General features: G+C 57.3%; 1 protein-coding gene. It reads right to left on the reverse strand.

Annotated features, from left to right (window positions below):
* Complete coding sequence (locus V3O24_RS09210; protein ID WP_331307029.1) at nt 1-26,139, reverse strand: amino acid adenylation domain-containing protein; 26,139 nt, start codon at nt 26,137-26,139, stop codon at nt 1-3.
* Between the last annotated feature and the right edge of the window lie 93 nt (nt 26,140-26,232).

Consider the following 26,232-nt stretch of genomic DNA (forward strand, 5'->3'; position numbering starts at 1 on the left):
TTAAATCGAAATGTTAAACAGCCGGTCTTGTGTGGTGACGGTCAAATCCTGCATATGCAAACACGCTTTTCCATTCGCATCGTAGAACGTCATATCGTATTTTTGCTGATGCTCAATAGTACCGCCTTTACGCACCAGATGCAGCACAAGCCGATCAGGCAGCGCCCCGGACGCCGCTATCCGTTGCAGTGAAAACGGCAATAATGCCGATCCGTTCCAGCCTGAGCTGTTCCGGGCGAAAACCTGGACCAATCGCCACGCCGCATTGATGAACAGCGGCTGGAACAGCATGCCTTTGATCTGATCGTTGGCATTTCCAGGCAGGTTCAGCGTCGCCAGCAGCTCCGTTCCGCTACAGTAAATATCGGCTATAGCTGCGGCAGCCTGATCCGCCGGAACGGTATCCGGCTCCATCCGTTGCATTCCGGCCCGCAGCCGTGAAAAATCAAGCGATTCAGGCAACTGTATAACGGAGCTGTCGATGATGACTTCGCCGAAGTGGTTGCAGGCTTCCTGCTGCCCGTCCATATCGATCGAATAAAGAATATCCGCATCCTTTTTGTGCAGGCCGACGGTCAACGTCTGTTCGCCGCCCTGCCGATAAACCAGCGGCGTTCCCCAAACCATGTTTTTCAGCCCGGCAACCGGCCGCCCCGTTGCCTGTTCGGCCGCAAACCGGGCCATTTCAGGATAAAACAACGCCGGGATGAGCTGCTGTTGCGCCTGCCGATAGCGCACCAGATAACGCTCATCGCCGGTAAATGCAGAGGCAAACTGCTGTTTTTGCAGGCTGGAAATATTCCGGTGTACCAGCGGGTGCAGCCTGGCTTCAGGGGCTTCGACTACAACCGGGGCCTGCTCAGGCTCCTCATCAATCCAGTAATGTTCCCTGGCAAAAGGATAGCCCGGCAAACTGACGCGCCGGGGTGTCACCGGATACAGGTTGTGCCACGGGATGTCGTAACCCTGGCAATAAAAATCCGCCAGCGCCAGCAGCATGTCCCGGTATTCATCCGCCTTGTCCAACAACCCCGAGCCCTGCTCGGTAAGGTCCGTGATGTAATGGCTTATCGCTTTCTGGCCGGTAAATTCGCGGCTGACGACGCCGCGGCAACAATCGCCGCCGATCTCCCGATTAACCGCCCGGCTCCAGGTTTCAACCGCATGCTGAACATCGGAAACCACGATCGCGCAGCGATGCTGGAAGTGATGCCGCCCCTGCAGCAAGGTGTAACTGATACTGTCCAGTGCCTGCCGAGCCGATTCAGGCTTTTGCAGATACGCGACCATTTGCCGGATTTGTTCCTGTAACGCAGACTCGGTTTTTGCCGAAACCGCCAGCAGGTAATACGGCGAGGATGCTGCCGCCAGCGGCGGTTCGGCGACATGATTTTGCAGCACCATATGCGCATTGGTGCCGCTCATGCCGAAAGCGCTAACCGCGCCGATACGCAGCTGTCCCGGCTGTTTGGTCCAGGCTTTTTTCCGTTTGTTGACATAGAACGGGCTTTCCCGCCAGCGGATATAATCGTTCTCCTGTTCGCAATGCAGGCTGGCCGGAATCGTTTCATATTTTAGCGCCTGGACAAGACTGATCAGGCTGACCAGACCGGATGCGGCAAAGGTGTGGCCGAAATTGCTTTTGGTTGAGGTCAGCGCGCAAAAGCCCTGCTTGTCCGTGCTGCCCTTAAACGCATCGTACAGCGCGTTGATCTCGACCGGATCGCCCAGCTGGGTGCCGGTGCCGTGGGTCACAACGTAGTCAATATCCTCCGGTTTCAGGCAGGCTTTTTGATAAACATCGGCCAGCAGTTCGGTTTGCGACGCGCCGCTGGGCGCAGTGATGCCGTTGGTTTTGCCGTCATAATTAATGCCGCTGCCGCGGATCACGCCATGAATCGGATCGCCGTCGGCAAGCGCCCTGGACAGGCGTTTGAGCACGACCACCGCAACCGCCTCGCCGGGCACCATGCCGTTGGCGCGCTGGTCGAAAACGTAGCATTTTCCATCCGGCGACAACATGCCGGCCTGGGTCATGCCGACATAGGCCGCCGGCGATACCATCAGGTTGACGCCCGCGGCAATCGCGGTATCGCATTCATTCTGGCGCAAACTCAGGCAGGCTTGATGCGCCGCGACCAGCGACGAGGAACAGGCGGTATTAAGCGCCATGATCGGGCCTTTCAGGTTCAGGAAGTACGCCAGCCGCGAGGCAAGAATGCCGTTATGGGTCGAGGTCAGACTCACTTGCTTCAATCGCTGTTGATAATCGCTGCCGTCCTCAACGCCGACAAACATGCCGATTTTATAACGTGCGATCTGCTCGGGGCCGTAACCCGCATTTTCCAGCGCCAGCCATGATTCTTGCAGCAAATGACGCTGCCGTGGGTCCATCCGCTCAGCTTCCAATGGAGAGATTTCAAAAAACAGCGGATCGAACTCGGCAATGCCGGGAATGCAGCCGCACCACTTGCTGTTGGTCTTTTCGCTATTATTGGCCGAATCGCCGTAATATTGCCGCCAGTCGAAACGGTCGGATGGAATCTCGTCAACGGCATCTTCGCCCTGCTCCAGGATTTGCCATAACTCGTCGACATTGCGCGCCTTCGGGAAGCGTCCGCTGATGCCGATAATCGCAATCGGCTCGTTGATGTCCGTCTCAGGCCGGTCTGCCGGAACGGCAACCACGGGTTGAATACCCGGCTTTGCAACGGTCTCGATAACGGCAGGCGGAGACTCGGCATCCGGCTGCTGATAAAACGCCTGCATCGCCTGCCGGTGCTCGGTGAAAAAATAAGCCGTCAACTTCCGCAATGTGGCATAGCTGAAAAACACCGACGGCGTTATTTCAAGCGAATAATGGCGGCTCAGAGCTCTGGCGAATTCGGCCAGACTGATCGAATCGAAACCGAAATCCGCCAGATTGCTGTCGGCATCGAGTTCATCGCGCTTGGTTTTGAGCAGGTCGCAGATCTGTTCTTTTAAATCATGGTTGATGCATTGCTCGACGCTGAGTCCTTTCATCCCGGCGCGCCTGCCACTATCCGCGGCAACGTCCGCAACCACCGGAACTGACTCGGATCTGACAGGGTTTAAATCGGTAGGGTTCAGATCAATGATGCGCCGGATTCGTTCCGCTTGTCCGGCCAGTACCAAAAACTGGGTTTTGTCCTGCGCCAGCAGCTGCTCGAAAAGCCTGACGCCTTCATTCGATTCCAGACTGCGTTGCCCGCTGGATTTAAGATAGAACCGGGTCTGCTCGCTGTCGCCGACCTGCAAACCGCCGTCCCGCCACAGCGGCCAGTTGATAACGAAGGTTTTGCCGGGATAACGGCTGTTCCGGTAGTGCGCATACGCTGTTTGGAAGCGGTTGCCCAGCGCATAGTCGCAGGAGCCGAAATCGCCTAGAATCGCCGATGACGAGGAAAAATAGCAGACAAAATCCGGCGTCTGCGTTGCCAGCACGCTATCCAGCAACTTTGTACCGGCAATCTTGGCATCCAGCACCCGCTGGAAATCCGCAGGTTTCGTTTCCAACACTGTGTCCGCACCGCTGATACCGGCGATATGCAACACGCCGTTAATATCGCCGAAACGCTGCTGTGCCTGTTCGATACCCGCCTGCATGGCCGCAAAATCGGCCACATCGGCCTGCACATAGAGCACATGCGCACCGTAGCTTTCCAGTCTTTGCAGATTACTTAGTTTTTCCGCATCCAACGCGGAACGGCCGGTCAGAACCAGATTGGCCGCATAGTTCCTGGCCAGATGCTCGGCGAAGATCATGCCCAGACCGCCGCAGCCGCCGGTAATCAGGTAAGTGCCGCCCTGTTTCAGCAGGCTGCCTTCGGACGGCTGCAAATCAACCGGCTGCACCTTAGCCGTATAGCGGGCCTGTTGCCGATAACATGCGCTGCGCAGTTGCGGTTCCTGAAGTTCGTCCCAGAGTGTCCGCAGCCATTCCTGCATCGGGACGTTCCGGCTCCCTTCATCCGCTTCCCGGAAGATGACCGCCACTTGCGTATCCGGCAACACCAGCCCTAAAGAGCGTTCAAAAGCGACCCACGCATCCAGGTAGCAGCTCTCCAGCGCATCGGCATACGCGCCTGACAGAATCAGTTTAGTGGGCTTGAGCCCTGCCGCGGCCATTGCCTGCAACAGGTGCAACACATAGGATGCATTCCTTACGCAACGCGGATCTTCCAGCGGCCATAAATAAAGAACCGCATCCACCTCGCCCTCAGCGCCGCGAATCAAGTTAAACGCCTGGACATAGGTCTCGGCGTTATCGGCGTCGATCCGGTAGCGTCCCTCGGAAACCAGAGCCGCACCGATGCCCCGCTCAACAAAGAGCACTCGGGTTTGGGGACAGAGTTGATGAGTCTGCTCGACAATGGCTTGCTGATTCTGTTGTCCCGAAACGAAACACAGCAATGTTTTAATTGAGTCGGCAGATCCGTTTGTCAGCGGCGATTCGGACCAGACCTCTTCAAAAGTCAGCAAATCGCCGGTCTGATCTGCCTGTGCAGCCTCTTCCAGAGGCTGCGCTTGGCTGCTTTCGGTTTCCGTAACAGGTTCCCCAGCCGGTATCCAATAACGCTCACGGGCAAATGGGTAAGTCGGCAGGCCGATGCGCGCCGGTTTGCAGCCGCTGTACAGCCTGAGCCAGTCAAACTCAAGCCCGTTAACCCAGGCCGCCAGCAGCTTGTCGACTTTGCCTTTTTCAATCCAGGCATCGAAAGTGACGGCCATATCTTCGTCGTCCGAAAACACCGTCATCCCGTCATCGTAAGGTTTGGCCTGCCCCCTGTGAATGCCTTCAACCGGTGTCGGCTGTTCGATAAAGGCCTGCAACTTTTGCTCCAGCTGATCAAGCGAGGCGGCCTGAAAAGCCAAGCGATGCGGCATGGCTTCGCGGCCTACTTGCAGCGTATAGGCCATATCGCGCAAGTTAACGGATTGTTGCTCGTTGCGGACGAATTGCAACAGCCTGTCCGCGTAATCGCGCAGACGCTGTTCGTTTTTCGCCGACAGGACAATCAATACCGGTGAGTCGCCGGTTACCGGCTCGCTACGCTGCCCGGCGTTGCCCTGATACTCTTCGATAATGACGTGGGCATTGGAACCGCCGACGCCAAAGCTGCTGACGCCTGCCCGTCTGGGCAACGGATTCCCGTTTTGATCGCTCGGCTGTTTCCAGTCACGGGTTTCGCGGGCCAGATAAAAAGGCGTCCCGTCCAGTTGCAGATACGGATTCGGCGTCTGCAAATGCGGGTTGCCCGGTATCATTCGGTGTTTCAGCATCAACAGCACCTTAATGATGCCCGCAGCGCCGGACGCCGCTTCCAGGTGGCCGACATTGGCTTTGACCGAGTTCAGTCCGCAATAGGCTTGCGCCGGTACGGTCAGTCCCCGGCGCTGATACAATTCGGCGAACGCGGCTTTCAGGCCGTTGACCTCGACCGGATCGCCGAGCACGGTGCCGGTGCCGTGGGCCTCTATATAACTGACGGTGCGGGGATCGATCCCGGCGCGGCTGTAGACATCGACCAGCAGTTGCTTTTGCGCGGCTGCATTGGGCGCGGTAGGCGAAGCCGAGCGGCCGCCGTGGTTCTCGCCGCTGCCCCGGATCAGGCCGTAGATTCTGTCGTTATCGGCAATGGCCTTATGCAGCGGTTTCAACAGCAGCACCGCGACGCCTTCGCTGCGCACATAACCGTTGGCCCGCTGATCGAAGGTCATGCAGCGCCCGTCCTCGCTCAGCATGCCCGCCTGACTGGACGCAATGGTAAGCCTCGGGCTGCCCAGAACGTTGACGCCGCCGGCCAGCGCGATGTCGCAGTTGCCCTGCCTGATGCTCTCGATCGCCCTGTTGACCGCTATCAGCGAACTGGAACAGGCCGTGTCTATCACCTCGCTGGGGCCATGAAAATTGAACCAGTAGGAGACGCGGTTGGCGATCATGAACGGAAACGGCTCGGTCAGCGACCGGATCGTTCCTTTGAGCCGGGCTTCGCACCATAAATCCTTGTAATCGGCTGTCGCGACGCCCGCGAAAACGCCGGTTTTGCTGCCGGCCAATGCGCCGGCCGGATAACCCGCGTCCTCCAGCGTCGCCCATACGGTTTCCAGGAACAACCTAAATTGCGGATCCAACGCCTCGGCTTCGACCGGCGAGATGCCGAAAAAGCGGGCGTCGAAGCAGTCGGCATCGGCAATGAAACCGCCCCATTTGACTTTGGTTTTGCCGGGCTGCTGGTGCGGGTCGCCGTATATTTCACGCCAGTCCCAACGCTGTTTCGGCACCTCGGTAATCAAATCCCGGTTAGCCTGCAACTGCCGCCAGAAATCACCCAGGTCGGTCGAGCCGGGGAATTTGCCGCCAATCCCGATCACCGCAATCGCGTCTGTATCGACAACAGGCGCCTTGCTTGCAGCCGGTACCGCTTCCTGCAACCGGAAACGTCCCGGCTGTGCGACTTTCGGCTCCGCGACCTCTACAACCGGCTGCTGCCTGTCCAAACCGTATTTTTTCAACAACGCAGGTTGATGATGGCGTATCAGATACCCGGCCAGCGAGGCCAAATCCGGTATTTCGAAAAACAACGTCGGCATCAACGACAGTGCGTAAACCTTGTTCAGCGCGTTCGCAAATTCGGTAAAGCTGATCGAATCAAAACCATAGGCGGACAAATCGCGCGACAAGGCGATTTTTTCGGGCGGGATACGCTGAACTTCGGCGACCAGCCGGATCAGTTCGGCGGACACCGATTGCGTCAGTTGCTGTTGCCTGTCGCCATTATCGCCCTTGTCTACGGCAGGCTGACTGCATTCAACGGCATCGGGCCTGAAAGTTTCCGCAACCGCCTGCGGCTTGTCCAAACCGTATTTTTTCAACAACGCCTGTTGGTGATGAGCTATCAAATAACCGGCCAGCGCAGCCAGATCCGGGATTTCAAAAAACAGCGTCGGCATCAATGACAGCGCGTAAACCTTGTTCAGCGCGTTCGCGAATTCGGTAAAGCTGATCGAATCAAAACCATAGGCGGACAAATCGCGCGACAAGGCGATTTTTTCGGGCCGGATACGCTGAACTTCGGCGACCACCCGGATCAGTTCGGCTGACACCGACTGCATCAGTTTCTGTTGCTGGCTGTCATTATCGCCATCTACGGCAGGCCCGGTTTCGACCGCATCATATTGGAACGCAAGCAGCTTGTTACGGATGCCGACCTTATCGCCATAGGCGACCAGCACCTGCGCAGTGTCGCCGGACAAACTTTGCTCCAGCGCGCGCAAACCGGATTCGGTATCCATTGCCGCCATGCCGGTGGCCTGCCGCATCAGCACTTCGTTTTGCCGCCCCATCCGCATGCCGCCGTCCCGCCATAGCGGCCAGTTCAGCGACAGCGTTTTTCCGGCGCATTTGCCTTGCCGCACTTGGTCGTTGCGGTACTGTGCAAAGCCGTCCAAAAAGGCGTTGGCCCCGGCATAGTCCGCCTGCCCCGGATTGCCCAGAGCCCCGGCAATGGACGAAAACAGAGCCATGTAGTCCAGCGGCAGATGCCGTGTCGCCGCATCCAATGCCAAAATACCTGCAATCTTCGGACGCAGCACGCGCTCGATCTGGGTATCGGTTTTGTTGACGATGTAGTCATCCTCGATAACTCCGGCGCTATGAATGATTCCATTCAACCGGCCGTAATGCTGTTCTATGCGCTTCAACGCGTCCGTGACGGATTCGGTTTGCGCTATATCGGCTTGCAGGTAAATCAGCTCCGCGCCTTGCTGCTTCAAGGCGTTGATGAATTGTTCGTTGCCTGTATCAAGTTCCGAACGTCCGCTGAGCACCAGCCGGGCTTTGCTGTCCACGCCCAGATAACGCGCCAGCAAGCGCCCGACGCCGCCCAGGCCGCCGGTAATCCAGATCACATCGCCGGGCTTGAACACCGGGCTCTGCGCGCCGCTGTCCGGCAGGTTGACTTCGGTCAATGTCCTGACTTGCCTCTGTCCATCGCTGCCGTAACGGATTTCGACATCGCCGCGGATTGAGTCGACTTCCGCCGCCAGCCGGCTGACAAACCGCGTGATAGCCGCATCATCGGCCAATTGATAACCAACGGTTTTTGCCGCAATCCGGGGATGTTCAAGCCGGACTGTTTTCAGCAGCCCGCTCAAGCCGCCGTACAGCGCCGCCTGCTCACTGTGCGGAATCAGCAATAACAACGGCTGAATACCGCTGGATTTTTCGTTGATGATTTGCCGGCAGCGTCTAAACAGTTGCAGGAAACAGCATTGAAAGCCTATCGCAAGGTCTTCGCCCAAGTCTGGCATGACTTCAATCTGAGCCGTCGGCCATTTTGCCTGCAATGCTTTATGCAGCGCATGCTGGTGTTCAGCCAGGATAAAAACCGGCGCTGCCGTCCGAACCGGCTGAACCGGCTGAACCGGCTCGGACAACGATTGATCCCGCCATTCCGGCGTTGCAAACACCAGTTCGTCATCCTGCTGCGCAAACACGGTGGTAAAGCCTTGCAGCGACGCCAAGCGCAAGCCTTGGCTATCGAGCAGGTCAATGTCGACAGTCTCAATGTTGCCTGATGGCCCAACTTCGCCATGTCTGCGCACATACGCATAAATCTGCTGCGGAAGCGGCCGGTAAATCCGTAATTGATCCATGCTGAACGGCATCGGCAACGCCGCTCCGGGGCGGCCGGTCAGCGTCCACACCACGCCGGTTAATATCGCCCCGTTCAATAGGCTCGGATGCAGAACATAATCTGCCTGGCCGGGTTTCAGTTCGTCCGCCAGTTCAAGCAGGGCCAGCGCTTCCCGGTCGTTATAACGAAGGTGCTCGATACTCAGCAAAGCGGGACCATGCGTAGAGTCCAGCAGCCGGTCGCATTGCTTCCGGCTGAGCACTGATCCGCAGCGGGATTGAATGGCTTCAATGTCAAATTCAGCGCCGGTTTCCGGTGCGGCCGAATCAGTTATTATTTTCCCCTGACAATGGATGCTGTCTCCATCACCCTGCCGTGTAGTAATCGAGAAACCGTCAGGCGTCAGCCGCGTTATCAGGCCGCTGCCCTGCTCATTGACCAGCATCGGTTTGGGCCAGACGATATGACTTAGCCCGTAAATGCTGCCGTCACCGCAATGCGCTGCCGCCCGCGCCATTTCCAGATACACCGCTCCCGGCAACATGCCGCTGTGATCCCTCAGGAAAAACTCGTTGCCGGTAAAACGCGTGGAAAACCGCTGTCCATCGGCATCCTGCGAATGCAGCAACGGATGCAGTGCGGCACGACCGGTATCTTCGCTGTCAACAGGAGGGATTCGATCCCCGGACAATACCCTGGAGGTAAAGCCCAGCATACGCACGCATACTTCGCCGTGTCCGGTGCACAGATCAATATCAAGTTTGTGCAAGTCATCGCCTGCCGCAGGCGTTGCAGAAGCGCGTATCCAGGTCCACATGATCGGCCTGCATGGAGCGAAGACTTCCAGCGACTCCAGCGCAAAAGGCAACAACACCGGCCGCTGGCCGGACTCGCCCGTCCGCCCGACCAACGCCAGCGCGATTGTCGCTTGCAGCGCGGAATCCATGATCGCCGGATGCAGCGCGTACAATTCTGCGGTATCGGCGATAACATCCGGCACAACCAGTTTAGCCAGCACCTGGTTACGCCCGGTATAAACGCTCTGCAAGCCTTTTTGCGCCGGGCCGTAACAGACGCCTGCCGACTCCAGCGCCGCGTAGCATAAATCAGCCGTTACGCCTGTTTGGTCAATATCGGCCCGCAAGGCGGATAAATCCAGCGGCTCCGGCGTCGCTGGCGCTTCGGCAAGCGCCACGCCCTGATGATGCAGCTGCGCCTGTCCTGAGCTTATCTGATAACCGATCGAACCGTTTGCTTCCGCGTTCAGGCTGATTTCAACCTCTACCGCCCCGTCCGTTACCGCGAGCGGCTTGGTCCAGATGATATTGTTAAGTCTTAGCGCATGAAACTGCTGCTCGTGGCCCAACGCATAGCTGACCGCCGCCCTGGCCATTTCCAGATAGGCGACGCCGGGCAGCAGTTTTTGTCCCTGTACGATATGATCGGACAGGAAAAACTCGGCGCCGGTAAAAGTTGTCTGAAAGCGTTGCTGATAAAGCGTGGAGATATTGCGCTGCACCAACGGATGCAACCGCGCATTGGTATGAACCGCGAGTTCCTGCCCGGATAGAGTGCCGGAAACCTCATTCGGCTTCCAGTAACGCTCGCGTGCAAACGGATAGCTCGGCAAATGAATCCGGCGGGCCTTGCTGTCCCGACGCAACTTCAGCCAGTCTATTTCAGCGCCTTGCACCCAGGACGCCGCCAGATTGTCCAGCGCGCCATCGGCAAGCCACTGGGAAATTTCAGTTTCATGTTGACTGCGGTCTTTCTTGTTACGCTTCGGTTCGACATAGCCGGTCCACAGCTTTCCGCCGTCAGCATCATTGTTCAAAAATGCAGCCAGCGCGCCGGTTAATTCGGTAAGGCTGCGAACCACGAATGCAACGCGCTGTTCCATTGCTTCGCGCCCGCTCTGCAAGGTATAGGCGATGTCAGCCAGCGACACAGCCTCGCCGCTGAACCGGCCCTCGATTGACTGTTTGACAAAGTTGTTCAGATTGGCCGCCATCTCAGTCAGCCGGGCTTCGTCTTTCGCCGACAATACAATCAATTCAGGCCATGCACTGTCGCTATGGCCCGGTTCTGCGTTGCCGCCGACAAATTCTTCGACAACCAGATGAACATTGGTGCCGCCGTGACCGAAAGAATTCATCGCCGCCATCAACGGCTTGCCGTTGGTCGAGCGCCATTCCGACTGTTGCGTACTCGGATAAAACGCCGACCGTTCAAAGTCGATCAGCGGATTAAGCCGTTTAAAATGCCTCAGCCCCGGCTGCTTATGATGTTTTAACGACAGCAACAGGCTAATCAGCCCGGTCACGCCGGAGTTTGACGAGGTGTGCCCGATATGCGACTTGGCGCTGCCTATCGCGCAATAATGCGTCTTATCGGTAAACTCCCTGAAAGCCCGCGCCAGCGCATTGGCTTCGATCGGATCGCCCAGCTGGGTACCGGTGCCGTGCGTTTCGATATAGCTGATCCGTTCCGGGTCTATGTTGTAGCGCCGGTAGACGTCGGCAATCAATTGCTGCTGAGCGATGCCGTTTGGCGCGGTAATGCCGTTGCTGGCGCCGTCCTGATTAATGCCTGAGCCCCGTATGACGCCGTAGATGGCGTCGCCGTCGGCGAGCGCCTGATCCAGGCGTTTCAAAGCCACCATGCCGACGCCTTCCGACATCACCATGCCGTCGGCGTCGGCGTCAAACGCAAAGCAGCGTCCTTTGTGGGTCAGCATGTCGGTCTGCGCCAAGCCAACCAGGATAGTCTGTCCCATCACCGCAAAAACGCCGCCGGACAGCGCAAGATCGGACTCGTGGTTGCGCAGGCTTTCGCAGGCCAGATGCAGCGCCACGCCGGACGACGAACAACCGGTATTGACGACAAAGGCCGGGCCCTTCAAATTCAGGAAATAAGACAGCCTCGATGCGACGATGGCTTCGGACGCGCCGGTAAAGGTTTCATGCACATAGCCGGTCGGCTCGGAGCCGACAAAAATCCCGGTTCGGCTGTCCGCCAGCGATTTCGGGTTATAACCGGCGTCTTCCAGCGCTTTCCAGCTTTCCTGCAAGATCAGGCGCTGGTGCGGGTTCATCGACTCCGCTTCCCGTGGCGAAATATTGAAGAACATCGGATCGAAGCAGTCCCGTCCTTCCAGAACCCCGCCCCATTTACAATAGCTTTTACCGGGCTGTTTTTCGGGACTGTAACGCTGCTCGCCCAGATAATGCTCCGGCAGTTCAGTCACCGGATCGACGCCTGAAATCATGTTCCGCCAAAACTCATCGACATTTTTCGCGCCGGGAAACTGGCCCGACATGCCGATCACGGCGATACCGTCCATCTGTAGCGAGTCTCGCCCCTGCCGGGCTGGCGGCTGCGGCGCAGGCTCCGGTTCAACCGTCCGTGTGAGCACGCAATGCAAAGGCGTCGAGGCTTGCGCCGGTACTGCCGCCGGTTTGCGCATTTCTGCGGCGTCTGCCGGACTGGTTTCAACGCGGATACTGTGCCGGTTGTCCGCGATGATGTGTCCGGTCAGGCGTTCGACCGTCGCATAATCGAACAGGATCGTGGTGTTCATCGACAGGGACAGCGCATTATTGAGCTGCTGGATAAAGCCGACCCCTAGTATCGAATCGATACCGTAGTCAGAGAACGGCACATCCGGCTCGATCATGTCCCGGCTTATGCTCAATGCTGACGCCAGGCTATCCAGAATCAGGCTTTGCACCGTTTCGGCCGCATCCGGCTTGTTTTCTGTTTCAGGCTGGACGACATCAACGGATTGCACTTCTGCCGCTACCGGCTCGGCAACCGCTTCAGCCTGAGCGGGTTGTTTTTGAATCCGGCCTTGATCTGCAACTTGCTGCCTGATCATGCCGTCGCTGTCCGCGACGATAATCTGCTGTCCCAGCGCATGATCGGCTTCGGCCGGAAACAATACCGACCTGAACCCTTCCTGATGCAGCAATGTCCGCCAGCTTTCAGGAAACAGTCCGGGGCTTCCGGGGATGCGCAAATGCCCGTCCTCAGCCAACGACCAGCCGTCGATCAAGCCGAACAATACCGACGCGAATACGGTCTTGTCGCTGATCTCGTTCAAGACCAGAATGCCGTTGCCGCGCAATGCCGCTTTGGCGTTGCGCAAGGTATTGCGCATGCTTCGGGTCGCATGCAGCACGTTGGTCGCGATGGCTATATCGTAACTGCCGACGGCGATGTCCTGCTGGGCCAGCGGCTGCTCGATATTGCACAATTTGTAGCTTAGGTACGGATATTCCGTGCCGTAACGCAGTTTGGCATGGTTAAAAAACGACCTGGACATATCGGTATAGCAATATTCGTCTATGTACTGCCGCAACGGATTCAGGTGCGGCAACACCGTCGATGTGGTGCCGCCGGTTCCGGCGCCGATCTCGATAATCCGTATCCTGGCTGCCGGGTCGTCGTTGATGCGTTGCCTGATGTAGGTCTCGGCCACTCCGGCGACAACGTCATTGAAGTAATCGCAGACTCGGTTGTTTTTGTACAGGCCCTCGATCTTGTCCATGGAGCCGTTGGGGAACAGCACATCGGTTACCAGCGTTGTGCCGCGCAACACCTCCGGCAACTGGCTTAGACAGTCGTCGACCAGCACCGCCAGCGTTCGGGTTTCCGGCTGGTTCAGGTAATGTTGCTTTTGGGTTTTCCAGTCCCGCCACACTTGTTGTTGCGACTCGCATCCGGCGTTTTCGTCCGGCACAAAGCAGCCGTCGTCGATACGCAGATAGCCCCGTTCCTGCAGGATATTCAGGCTCTCCCGCCACCAGCGGTCGTATTTATCGAGAATGCCCGCCCGCTTGCGCATTGCCGCCGGATCGTCCCGATGGCCCGGCAGGAAAAGCCCCATAGCCTGCAATTGCACAAACAGCAGCTTTACGATCCAGTCGTTAAGCTGTCCGGTGCTCGGGTTTTCCTCCGGCGCGGCCTGTATCGGGCGATAGGCTTCGATGCTGTCCATACAGGAGGGGAACTTGTCGCTCCCACACGCCGTCCATTCATCGCTAGCGAAAGTTTCTATCAGCTCCGGCTTACTGGTCCGGGTCACGGCCAGTTGCCGCATCGGCCCGCCCAGCAGGGTTTTCAACGCAGCCAAGCCTTGCGCGGCGTCGATCGGTTGCACGCCGCGCTGTTCGACCAGGTTTTTCAGCGCGCCGGAAATGCGCGTCCCGCCGCCAACATCCCAGTAGCCCCAATTGATGACCTTGACCGCGCAAGCCCATTCATGGGCCAGCTGCCGGGCAAACGCGTCATTAAACACGCAGGCCGATGCGTAAGCACTCATGCCTCCGCTTCTGCCGAACGCAACCATCGAGGAAAAAAACACGACAAAATCCAGCGGTTCGTCCTGGAACAACTGCACGGCCCGCACATCGACGTCGAGCTTGACCGACAAAATATCGCGGAACAAATCCTCCGGCATTTGCGCCAGGCTCTGATCGTATTCGCCCAATGTCGATACAATCAGGCCGTGAATGTTGCCGTGGCGCTGCTTGATCTGCCGGTAAGCTTGCTGCATTGCTTCGGGATCGCGGGCGTCGGCCTGGATATATTCCGGCGTAGCGCCGTATTCGGCTAAGGCGTCCAGTTTGGCCTGAATCGCGGCATCCTTTTCGGACCTGCCCAGCCAGATAATGCTGGCCTGATAATCCCGGATCATCGCCCTGCTCCAGGTTTCGCCGAGCCCTCCGGCTCCGCCGATCACGACATAAACCCCTTGCTGGCGGTAGACGTCCGCACTAGCCGCAGCATCGCGCAGCGGCGCCAGCTTTTGTTGCAGCCAGTCCTGCCCGCGCCGGGCATAACTTTCCCCCTGCGGATGCGGCGGCAAGCGCCACATTCCCGCTACCGGCCAGCTCTCCTCGGCGGCCACATCCAGTGCTCTTAGCTTCCATGTCGGATATTCCTTGGCCATGCTGCCGGCCAGCCCATGCACGGCGGCGTGAACCGGGTTAACGCTGTCCCGGTCGCAAACCGCCAGCGCCTGAGTGGTAATCACTGTCAGCCCCAAGTCGGCATCGGCATAACCCGAAGCCAGCAAGGCTTTGACCAGCCGGAACAATTGCATGACGCCGTCTTGCTGCGCGCTGATGATCTGCTCGCCTGTCACCGCCCGCAATTCGCAATGCGGCGCAATCCAGACGATATGATCCAGCCGTTCCAGTTGCTGCAACTGCTCAGTTGTCGCTTGTATGTCTTGCCCCGGCGCTATGGCCAGATCGATTGCACTGTTGTACTGCTGACGGACCGCCTGTTTTTGGCTGTCGGTGCCGCCGACAATCGCCAGCCTTGATGTGGCGGACGGGAATACCGCGCAGTCTTTAGGCGTCAGTGCATCCCACACCGGGCGCATCATGATCAATTCTGCCTGTTGCGCGGCAACCTCGCCGGAATCATCCGCGTCTGTCGCCGATGCCTGTAGGTTATCGGCGTCAACATCCAGCCAATATCGCTGCTTGGCGAACGGATAGACCGGCAGGTGAATACGCTGCGGTTTTTTATCCGGGTAAAGTTTAGCCCAATCGACAGACAGCCCTTTGACCCAGAAATCCAGCAGCTTGGTGTATTTGCCCCGCGCGATCCATTTGTCGACCGTGTCCTGAAATTCTTCGTCATCGGCCAGCGCGACGAATGCGTCCTTGTTGCGCTGAATCTTGCCGCGACAAATATCCTGCGTGTCGTCTCCGGCATCGAGGAACCCGGCCAGTTTTTGTTTAAGTTCCGCTAGCGAAGACGCCGCCAAGCCCAGCCGCTCATCCAGGGCTTCGCGCCCGACCTGCAAGGTGTAAGCGATATTATGCAGATCCGCTTCGTTTTCGTTCAGGAAAGCGAGCAAATTGGCGGCAACCTGATGCAGCCGTTCGTCGGTTTTTGCCGACAACACAATGACCGCCCGAGACTCCGGCCTGATGATCTCCGGCATTGGCCGGACATCCGGCTGTATGTATTCCTCGATCACCAGATGGGCGTTTGAACCGCCCGCGCCGAATGAGGAAAGACCGGCCCTTCTTGGAAATTCGCGGGTTTCGCCGTCAATCGTCAGCGTTGGCCGCCGCCAGTCGGCAAGTTGCTGCTGAACGGTAAAAGGCGTGGCTGCAAAATCGATATTCGGGTTTAACTGCCGCGCATGCAGACTGGGCGCAATTTGGCCATGCCGCATTTGCAGTATGATTTTGCTTAACCCGGCCATGCCTGCGGCCGCTTCCAGGTGGCCCATATTGGACTTGACCGAACCCAGCGCGCAGAACCCGGTCTCGTTTGTGTCATGCCGGAACGCCTCGGTCAAGCCGGTCATCTCGATCGGGTCGCCCAGCTCCGTGCCGGTGCCGTGCGCTTCCATATAACTTACGGTTCGTGCATCGACGCCCGCTTTTTGCAAAGTATCCCTGATCAACTCCGCCTGTGCATTGGGGTTGGGTACGGTATAGCCGTTGGTTTTGCCGCCGTGATTGACGCTGCTGCCGCGGATGACCGCATGAATGGGGTCGCCGTCCCGTACCGCCTGGGACAGCCGTTTCAGCAGCACCGCGCCGACGCCCTCGCCCGGCACGAAACCGTTGCCGCCTTTGCCGAAGCTTTTGCATTGCCCGTCCCTGGACAGCATATATACCGAACACAGGCCGACATAAGTCGACGGATGCAGGTATAAATTCACCCCGCCGGCAATCGCCATATCGCAGTCGCCGTGGCGGATATGCTGGCAGGCTTCATGGATCGCCGTTAATGCCGATGAGCACATGGTGTCAATCGGCATGCTGGGGCCGTGCAGGTTCAGGCAATAGGAAATGCGATTGGCGACCGAGCTGAATGACGTATGCGGGAATACGATACGGCCTTGCCGCCATAGCTCAGGGCCGTACAAATCGAAGCCGGTTTTGGTGATACCGGTAAAAACGCCGACATTCTGCCGCAAGGTTTCCCGCGTATAACCGGCGTCTTCCAAAGCCTGCCAAGCGCATTGCAAAAACAGGCGCTCCTGCGGGTCGATCGTCAGCGCTTCGCGCGGGGAAATATTGAAAAACAGCGGATCGAAATCGGCAAAACTGTCGAGAAAGCCGCCCCACTTGCTGTAGCTCTTGCCTGAAGCCACCGCATGTTTCGGATCGGCGTCGAAAAAATTCTGCATCGGCCAACGATCCGGCGGAATCTCGCTGATGCAATCCTTGCCCGTTTTCAGGTTTTCCCAAAAAGCTTCCAGCGTGTCGGCCTGCGGATAACGGCCGCTAATGCCGATAATGGCGATTGGCTCTTGTACTGTGGACGACTGCATTGAAGCGTCCCAATTTACCCCTTCTCCCTCAGGGAGAAGGTTGGGATGAGGGGATTTAAATAGGTTTTGTTTCTTATTCTGATTTCCCCTCACCCAACCCTCTCCCTCTGGAGAGGGCTTTTCGCGTAACTCAGCAATATTGCGCTCAACCGACCTTTCGGCTGTTGTCGCGCTTTGTCCGGTCCAGGCCAGACAGGCGTCGGGATAATCGGCAGCCAGATACCCCGCCAACGCATCCACTGTCTGGTATTGATAAAACAAGGTCTTGGAAATACTTCCGAAAACTTTTTCCAGTTTTTGATTCAGCTGGGTGATCGCAATCGAATCGATGCCGTATTTTTCCATCGGTTCGTGTGCTTGAATGCGTTCCGAAGGCATCCTGACGGTTTCCGACAGCAGAGACTTCAATTGTTGAACGGTTTTTTGCCGGAGCGTGCCGCTGTCGACTGTTACGCTTAAATCCGCTGTCTTCGGCGCGACCTCAATTCGCGATTGCCCGGCAGCCAGCAAACGTTGGATTGAGGCTGCATCACCCTCCAGCACCAGCGTCTGCGCCCGGCCTGAGGCCAAGCTCCGGTATAGAGCCTGAATGCCGGCTTCGCTCCGCATCGGAACAAGCCCGGTCGCCTGCCGCATCGCCTGCTCTGCGGCAGTATCGATGCGCATGCCGCCATGTTGCCAGAGCGGCCAATCGATCGCCAGGGTATGACCCCGGCGCTGTTTCGCGGCCACCTGCTCATTGCGATAATGGGCAAAGGCGTCCATAAAGGCGTTGGCCGCGCAATAATCGGCCTGTCCTGCGCTGCCCAGTACCGCCGCTGCCGACGAAAACAAGACAAAAAAGTCCAGTTCGAGATCGCGCGCGGCACTGTCCAGATTCACGGTACCGGCAACTTTGGCGGCAAGCACCGCTTCAAACTCTGCGACTGACTTATTCAGGATAAAGTTGTCCTGAATAACGCCTGCGCCATGCAGGATGCCGTCAATCGTTCCAAACTGCCGGATAATATCCGCAATCAATGCGTCAACATCCTGCTCACAGCTGACATCGGCCTGTTCGCAGACAACGTTAATGCCTTTTGTTCTGAGCGTCTCAAGCCGTTGCAGTTGCCGCGCCGTCAATTCCGACCGGTTAACCAGAACCAGCGTCGCCTGTTGTACTTGCCTTGCGATTTCCTCCGCGAATACTATACCCAGGCCGCCTGCGCCGCCGGTAAGCAGGTAAACGCCGCGCTCTTTCCACGGCAAAGCAGGCCTTTGATCGCTTGCCAGGGTTTCCCAATCAATGATCGTGCGCTGCGGCTGGTAACGGATATAACTGTCATCCGGGCAAAAACTGTTCTCCGTCAGTTTCACCGCCAGAGACTCTGCGCTATTGTCGGAGCCGGTAACAATAAGCTGGGCAATCATTTTCGGATTTTCCAGCCTGGCGGTTTTCAGCAGCCCGGACAGGCCGGCATAGAGCTGCTGTTCTCCGTCCCCGGCCAGCACAACCTGAATCAGCGTGTTCTGGGCATTGTCCGCGGCAAGCCGTTTAATGACGTCGAAAACCTGCATACAGACCGATTGATACCGCTGCGCCGGTGTAGTGCCGGTCGGCTGCAACTCAATACAATCAGCGCCTTGCATCCGCGTTTGAAGGACGGTTCGAACCGTCGCATCCAAGCCGTAATGCATGACCAGATGCCGACCGTAAACCGGCGGTTTTATCGTCGTGTCAGCTGTTTTCTGTTTCCATAGCGGGTGTGCAATCAGCACCGCATTGGCTGCATCGGCCTGCATGAATGGAGCCGGTTTGGAATTCCGGCTGTCGCCCGGCATTGCTTCGACCCAGTAGCGTTCCTCCGCAAACGGATAGGTCGGCAGACTGATACGGCGGCACGCACTGTCCCGATGCAACAACGACCAGTCAAAATCCAGACCGCTTGCCCAGGCTCTGGCGACTTTATCCAGACGGCCGCGCGCCAGCCATAGGGAAACCAGATCATTACCGTCCTCATGATCGACCGGAAGCGCCGTCGCGTCACCGGCTGATTTGGCTTGTCCCTGAAAGCAGTCTTCGATCGCGGCAGCGCCCGCAGTAAACCGCTTCAGTTTACCGGCCAGTTCGCTGATCCCGGCAACCCGGAACGCAACCCGCCAGGACATGGCCTCGCGTCCTAATTGCAGGGTAAAAGCCAGATCCTGTAGCCTGACTTGCAGAGTATCAAGCTCTGTCTCAATAGTCTGCAACAACTTGGCGGCATAGGTCTTTAGCTGCGCTTCGGTTTTGGCCGACAGCACTATGACCTGATCACCTTGAGCAGGTTCCTGCGGCGTAGCGATGTCGCGTCTTGTCGATAGCGACCGATATTCCTCGAGTATCGCATGCGCATTGGTTCCGCCGATGCCGAACGAACTTAGCGCCGCACGGCGCGGCTCGCTACTGTTGGGCCATTCGGTCAGCTTGTCGACTACGCGAAAAGCGGAAGATGTAAAGTCGATCTCCGGGTTTGGGGTTTTGTAGTTGATCGACGGCGGAATTTCACCGTGCTGCAAACTGAGCGCAACCTTGATGACGCCGGCCAGTCCGGCTGCGGTATCCAGATGGCCAATATTGGGTTTAACCGAACCGATGCCGCAGAACTGTTTTTTTGCCGTGTAGCGTTGATAAACCTCGTTCAAGGCCATCACTTCGACCGGGTCGCCCAGTTTGGTGCCGGTTCCGTGCGCTTCGACATAGCCGATAGTTTCGGGATTAACGCCGGTGGCGTTCATCACCTTTTGAATCACATCGGCCTGCCCCTTGACGCTCGGCACATAAAAACCCGCCTTGTCCGAACCGTCATTATTGACCGCGACGCCGCGCACCAGCGCATAGATATGGTCGCCGTCCTCGATCGCATCGATGGCTTTTTTGACCATCACTACCGCCACGCCTTCGCCGCCGACCAGCCCGTCGGCGGACGCATCGAAGGCCTTGCAGTGGCCGTCGCTGGAAAAATTCATACCGGGCTGGTAAACATGGCCCGCGCCCGGTATCGGAAACAAGGTTGCGCCGCCGATCAACGCATATTTCGCCTCATTCAACTGCAAGCTCTGGTTGGCAAGATACAAACCGACCAGCGACGATGAACAGTTGGAATGCACCGCAAAGCTCGGCCCTTTCAGTCCCAGCTGATAGGAAATCATGGTCGGAATGGTTCCGCCCTGCCCGGCAATCCATGCGGCATACTCGTCCGCGGCGTCTACGGCCCCGGAATTATGCAGCAGCGTTTTATAAAAACTGTTGCTGGCCGACATGAACACCGCTGTCTCGGGAATTTCCCCGGCAACATACCCGGCATCCTCGATCGCCTGCCAGGAATGCTGCAACAGCATCCTAAATTGCGGGTCCATGAAGGCGGCGTTCTTAGGGGAAATATTGAAAAAGCCCGGATCGAACAGGTCTTTTCCTTCCATGCTGTATTGCAGCGGGACAAAATTCGGGTTGTTGATCAATTCTTCGGCAATGCCCGCGTTACGCAGTTCATCGACGGAAAGCAGCGTCGAACTTTCCTTGCCCTGGCGTAAATTCCGCCAGAATTGCATCGGGTTTTTAGCGCCCGGCAAATGACAGGACATGCCGATAATCGCCAGACTGTGCTGATAGTAATCGGGGTAGGTTCTGGCATCTGTAGCAATGCGCGGTTTACTTGCAGTTGAAAACAGGCTCAAATTTGGCGCTGTCTGCTTCACGGCAGGAGAAACGGTTTCGCGCCCTCCGGCCTTGCCGATGAACAAGCTGATGTCCTGCACGGTCGGGTATTTAAACAAATCCGGCGCGCTGAATTTAACATCAAACGCCTCGCTGATCCGTTGCGCCAACATCACCGACAACACCGAATTGCCGCCCAGCTCAAAAAAGCCGTCGGTAACGCCGATGGTCCCGATATTCAGCAATGCCTGCCAGATGGCCAGCACCGTCCGTTCTATTTCCGACTGCGGAGGAATGTAGCTGTCCTTGCGCTCGATAACCGGTTCCCGCGCCGCCAGCGCGTTACGATCGGTTTTACCGTTGGCCATTAACGGAATTTCCGGCACCGCAACAAAAATCGCCGGAACCATGTAGTCCGGCAATTGTTCGGCCAGATAATTCTGCAATTGCGCCTGCGACAGCTCCTGATCCGAATGCTTTACATAATAAGCGACCAGTTGCTTGCCGCCCTGCTGTTCACGGGCGACAACCACGCTCTGCCGGATTTCCGGGTGCCGGTTAAGCCAGCTTTCTATTTCGCCGAGCTCTATGCGATAGCCGCGAATTTTGACTTGATGATCCAAACGCCCCAGATGCTCCAGCACGCCGTCCTCGCGCCAGCGCGCCAAATCGCCGGTGCGGTACAGCCTGCTGCCCGGTTTGAACGGGTTATCGATGAATTTTTCCGCGGTCAGCCCCGGATTGTTCAGGTAACCTTTAGCCAAGCCGTCGCCGCCGATGCAGAGCTCGCCGGGCAGGCCTATCGGCGCCACCCGGTTGTTGTGATCGACAATATAGACCTGCGTATTGGCGATGGGCTTGCCGATATTGATCGGCATGTCGTTCGTAATAGGCGCAACAGTCGACCAAATCGTTGTTTCGGTAGGCCCGTACATATTCCAGGCCTCGCTGCCGCCGGCGGCAAATTGCTGTTTTAACGCTTGCGGCAAAGGCTCGCCGCCGCACAGTATTTTAACGCCTTGTTCGTTGCGCCAGCCTCCGTGAAACAGCAGGGTCCAGGTGGACGGCGTGGCCTGCATGACTGTGGGTTGCAGCCGTTTTATCTCCTGTTGCAGACGGGCGCTGTCGTTCAGTTTGTCCGACGCGCAAATGCAGCAGCATCCGCCGCGCACCAGAGGCAGCAACAGTTCCAGCGCGGCAATATCGAAACAGTAGGTGGTGACCGCCAACAGCCTGTCACCGGCTTGGAAACCGGGCTCTTTCGCCATTGACAGCAGGAAATTGGTCAGCGACCGATGACGGATCATGACGCCTTTGGGAGCGCCGGTGCTGCCCGATGTATAAATCACATAGGCCAGATGATCCGCATCCGCCTGCCGGCGCAAATCAACATGCTGCGCCTGACGCTCAATGCCGTCCCATTGGCTGTCCAGAGCAAGCACCGGAATGTCGGCTCGACCGGCTTTGACCGCAATATCGTGCAGCTGTTGTCGGAAATCCGCCTGCGTCAGCACCATCGATGCCTGACTGTCCTGCAACATAAAGCCCAGCCGGTCGGCCGGATAGCGCGGATCCATTGGCAGCCAGGCCGCACCGGATTTGGCGACGCCCAGCAGGGCGACCATCATGTCAACGGAGCGGTCAACGCAAACGGCCACCAGCCGATCCGGCTCCACCCCGGCCTGTTGCAGGTATTTGGCCAGCTGCGTACTTTTCTGATCCAGCTCGGCGTAGCTGAGTTGCTGACGTTCAAAAACAACCGCAACCGCATTCGGCGTCAGCCGGGCCTGTTGCTCGAATAATTGATGAAAGCACTGCTGCGTCGGGTAGTCTGTTGCGGTGTTGTTCCAGTCATCGATCAACAATTTTTGTTCTTGGTCGGCCAGCATGCCGAGCTCGGCCGGCACTTGCTGCGGATGGGCAATGGCTTGTCCGGCCAGGTTGACCAGATGCTCCGCCAGTCTGGCGATGGTCGACGGCTTGAATAAGGTCGGGTTATATTTCAGGTTCAGGACAAAGTCTTCGTTGCCTTCCCTGACTTCAAGGACCAGTTCGTACTCCCCTTCCTGGGCGATTTCTTCGATCAGCGTTATCGACAGGGCATCCTGGAACTGCCGCCGAAAGGTCAGTAAATCGCCTGCGGAAAACACGTTTTGATATTCGAACGCAACCTGAAAAACCGGCGCAAAGTCCTCGTTCGGTGCAATACCCAAGTCACTGACCAGCACCGGGAAAGGATAGGCGGCATGATCCAGCGCATCGGTCATGGTCAGCTGCAACTCACGGATCAGGGCTGCGAACGGTTTTTGCCCCAGATCCCGGCTCCGTATCGGCAGCATATTGATGAAATACCCGACCGCGTTGTCGAAACGCTCCTGCGAGCGCCCTTTTTCCGGCATGCCGATAATGATGTCGTCCTGGCCGGTATAGCGATGTAGCAGTACGTTAAACAGCGCCAAAAACAGCGTGGACAGGTTCATCCGCTGTTGCCGGGCAAATGTCCTGATCTGTCCGCTCAACGCCGAATCAAGCCGGATTGAATGCGTCCGTCCCTCGAAACGGCTGCTTGCGGCGCGGGGATAATCGGTAAACAGGTTCAGGCCCGGCAGTGTACCGGATAACTGCTGCATCCAGTAAGCGCGATGCTTTTGGCCTTCCGCGCCGGACAGCATTTTCCGCTCCCATTGCACAAAGTCGGGGTAATGATCGACAGCTTCGGCCAATGTTGGCGTCTTCCCTTGCGAAATTTGTTGATACGCGTTCAGCAATGTGCCGACCACAGGCAGGAACGAGCCGCCGTCGAAAGCGATATGATGCAGAGTCAGCAGCAGGTAATTGTCATCCGGGCCGCGGCTGAACAAATGAAAGCGCAGCAAAGGGCCGGAGTCCAGTTCAAACGGAATCCTGGCTATTGTCCTGATGTGCTCCAGCAACTGCTCGGGGTCCAGTGCTGAAACATCCTGCTGTTCCATTATCGATACAGGCGCCAATACCGGTTCTGTACGGGTTTCCCGGATCAGTTCTCTATCCTGTGAGACGAACGCGCTGGCTAGTATAGGGTATTGCTCCAGCAAAAAACGGCAGGCCTGTTTTAAGCCCCCCACATCAACCGGCTGCGCGATCTGAAAGCACAGCGGGATATTGTAGGCGCTCATATCCGGGACCAGCTTTTGCAAGGTCCACAAGCCTTTCTGGCCTTCAGAAAGCGGGAATCTCTCTGTTTGCCCGGTTGCCTGTTGAGACTGCTCCGGGACTGCCGGACTGCCCGCTACCTGCTGATCCGGCTGCCGGTTTAGCTGCCGTCCAAGATAGTGAGCCAAGGCTTGTATGGTCGGGTATTCCAGCATATCCCTGCCCTGCACTTCGAGATCAAATGTGCGTGCCAGACCGCGCAGCAATTTCATGCCGATAATCGAATCGATGCCGAAATCGTATAGATGTTGTTCTGGATTGATTTTCTCCGGCGGCAGTTGCAACGCTTCTCCGAGCATTGAAACCAGGTAGTCCCTGATCCTGTGTTCTGCGGTTTGCCTGTCGTCAGCACAAACCGATGTATCTGCGGTATTGTCTGTGCGTATCCAGTACTGCTGTTTGTCGAACGGATAAACGGGCAGCCGCACACGGCGGACATTTTTACCGCTGTACAGAGACGACGCCCATGATACGGAACCGCCATTCACCCAATAGGCGGCCAGCGCATGCAGATTGTCCCCGGTCAGCGGGGCTTGTCGGCCGGTCGAGGTGTCTTTCGCCTGCCCCTGATAAACATGTCCGCAGCCGGTTTCAGCGGCGCTGCCGAGATATTTCTTCAAGCCGCTAACCAGTTCGTGCTGCGACTGCACGACCCAGGCGATACGGTGCTCCAATGCGTCCCGGCCAACCTGCAGGGTAAAGGCGATATCGCTAAGACTTGCCGGCTGGACGTCTTGAACTAGAAATTGATAAAGCTGTCCGACCATTGCGGTTAAGCAAGGCTCGCTTTTTGCCGATAATACGATCAGCACCGGCGATTCACCTTGGCTTACCCGCCCTTCTGCACGAGCGTTCTGACCGGCGTCGTTGTGTTGGTGCCGGCTCCGATCATATTCTTCTATCAACAGATGCGCGTTAATCCCGCCCATGCCGTAACAATGCACACCCGCCAGCCGGGCGACATTTGTCCGCGGCCACGCTGCCGTTTCTGTCGCCAGTGTGCAGGGCTGGTTTTCCCTGTCCATGTCAGGATGATAGTCGGTGAAATTGACAATCTTGTGAATGACGCCGGTCTGCATGCTGCGCACGACCTTGAACAGAGCCCCCAAAGCCGATGCCGACTCCATATGCCCCATCATCGGCTTGACCGTGCTGATCTTGCACATACCGGGAGCAAGCGAAACCTGCTGTTGCCGCGCCATTTCCTTCAGCGCACGGTTAAATGCCTGCCATTCGGCCAGGTCGGCCAGGACGTTGCCCATACCCTGAGCCTCGATATAACGCACCTGCCGCGGGTCGATATTGACTTGCCGGTAACAGGTTTTAATCAGTTCGACATGGCTGTCGGTATTGGGCGCGGCAATCGACGCGCCGCCCTGGCCGTTATAGTTGACGGCGGTATTCTTGACCAGCGCGTAAATCGAATCCTTATCGGCAAGCGCCTTGGACAGCGGCTTCAGCAACAGGCTTGCAACGCCTTCCGCGCGCAAGTGTCCCTGCGCATGCAAACCGAATGAATTGACCGAATCGGTGGGACTTAACTGCCCGGAATCCGACAACAACGCAAAAGGCTCCGGCCTTAATAACAGATTGGCAGCGCCTACCAGCGCCTGATCTATTTCTCCGCTGCGTAAGGCACTGACGGCGCGGTGTATTGCGACGGCGGCTCCGGGGCATTGGGCATCGACGACTTCGCTGGCCCCGCGAAAATCGAAGAAATAGGAAATCCGGTTTGCCAGCAGGCAGGTTTGCGCGTACCACTCCCCGGTATCGACTCCTGCATCTTTGAGCAGTTGCAGATACTCGTTATCCTGTATTGCAACGAATACGCCGGTTTTGCTTTGTTTCAGGGATTCCGGCGCGTATCCGGCATCGGCAAATGTCTGATACGCCGACATCAGCAACAAACGTTGCCGAGGGTCCATCGTGACGGCTTCACCGGGCAGAATATTGAAAAAAGCCGGATCGAACCCGGCAATGTCGGGAATGAAGCCACCCCATTTACTCCGGCTTTCCCCCGCCTTTTTACCGGTCGGATCGTAAAATTTTCGCCAGTCAAAGCGGCTGGACGGAATCTCCTCGATTAATGAAACATCCTGATCCAGCAAGCGCCAGAACTCGTCAACCGAGTTGCTTTTCGGGAAAAAGCCGGATAATCCTATGATCGCAATCGGCTCAGGAAGACCGGTATGGACAGGTGCTTGTTCTTGGCTCTGCATACATTTAGCGGCCGGTTGAGTACCGGCGGAGCTTGCTTTTAGTATCGCTTCCTCAATTTCTTTTAATTCTTGTACGGTATTCATTACCAAGCCCCAAGCTCCATCCAATCAGATGCCAGCCTAAATTTGCATAACCATTGGTTATAAGAAACGACTGCTTGAACCAGCCATTCCCGC

This window comes from Methylobacter sp. Wu8 (assembly GCF_036440755.1).
GTDB lineage: Bacteria > Pseudomonadota > Gammaproteobacteria > Methylococcales > Methylomonadaceae > Methylobacter_A > Methylobacter_A tundripaludum_A.

What these genes read in the sequence shown, in the direction of transcription:
- V3O24_RS09210 (WP_331307029.1), bottom strand. Translation starts at nt 26,139, where the DNA reads ATGAATACCGTACAAGAATTAAAAGAAATTGAGGAAGCGATACTAAAA.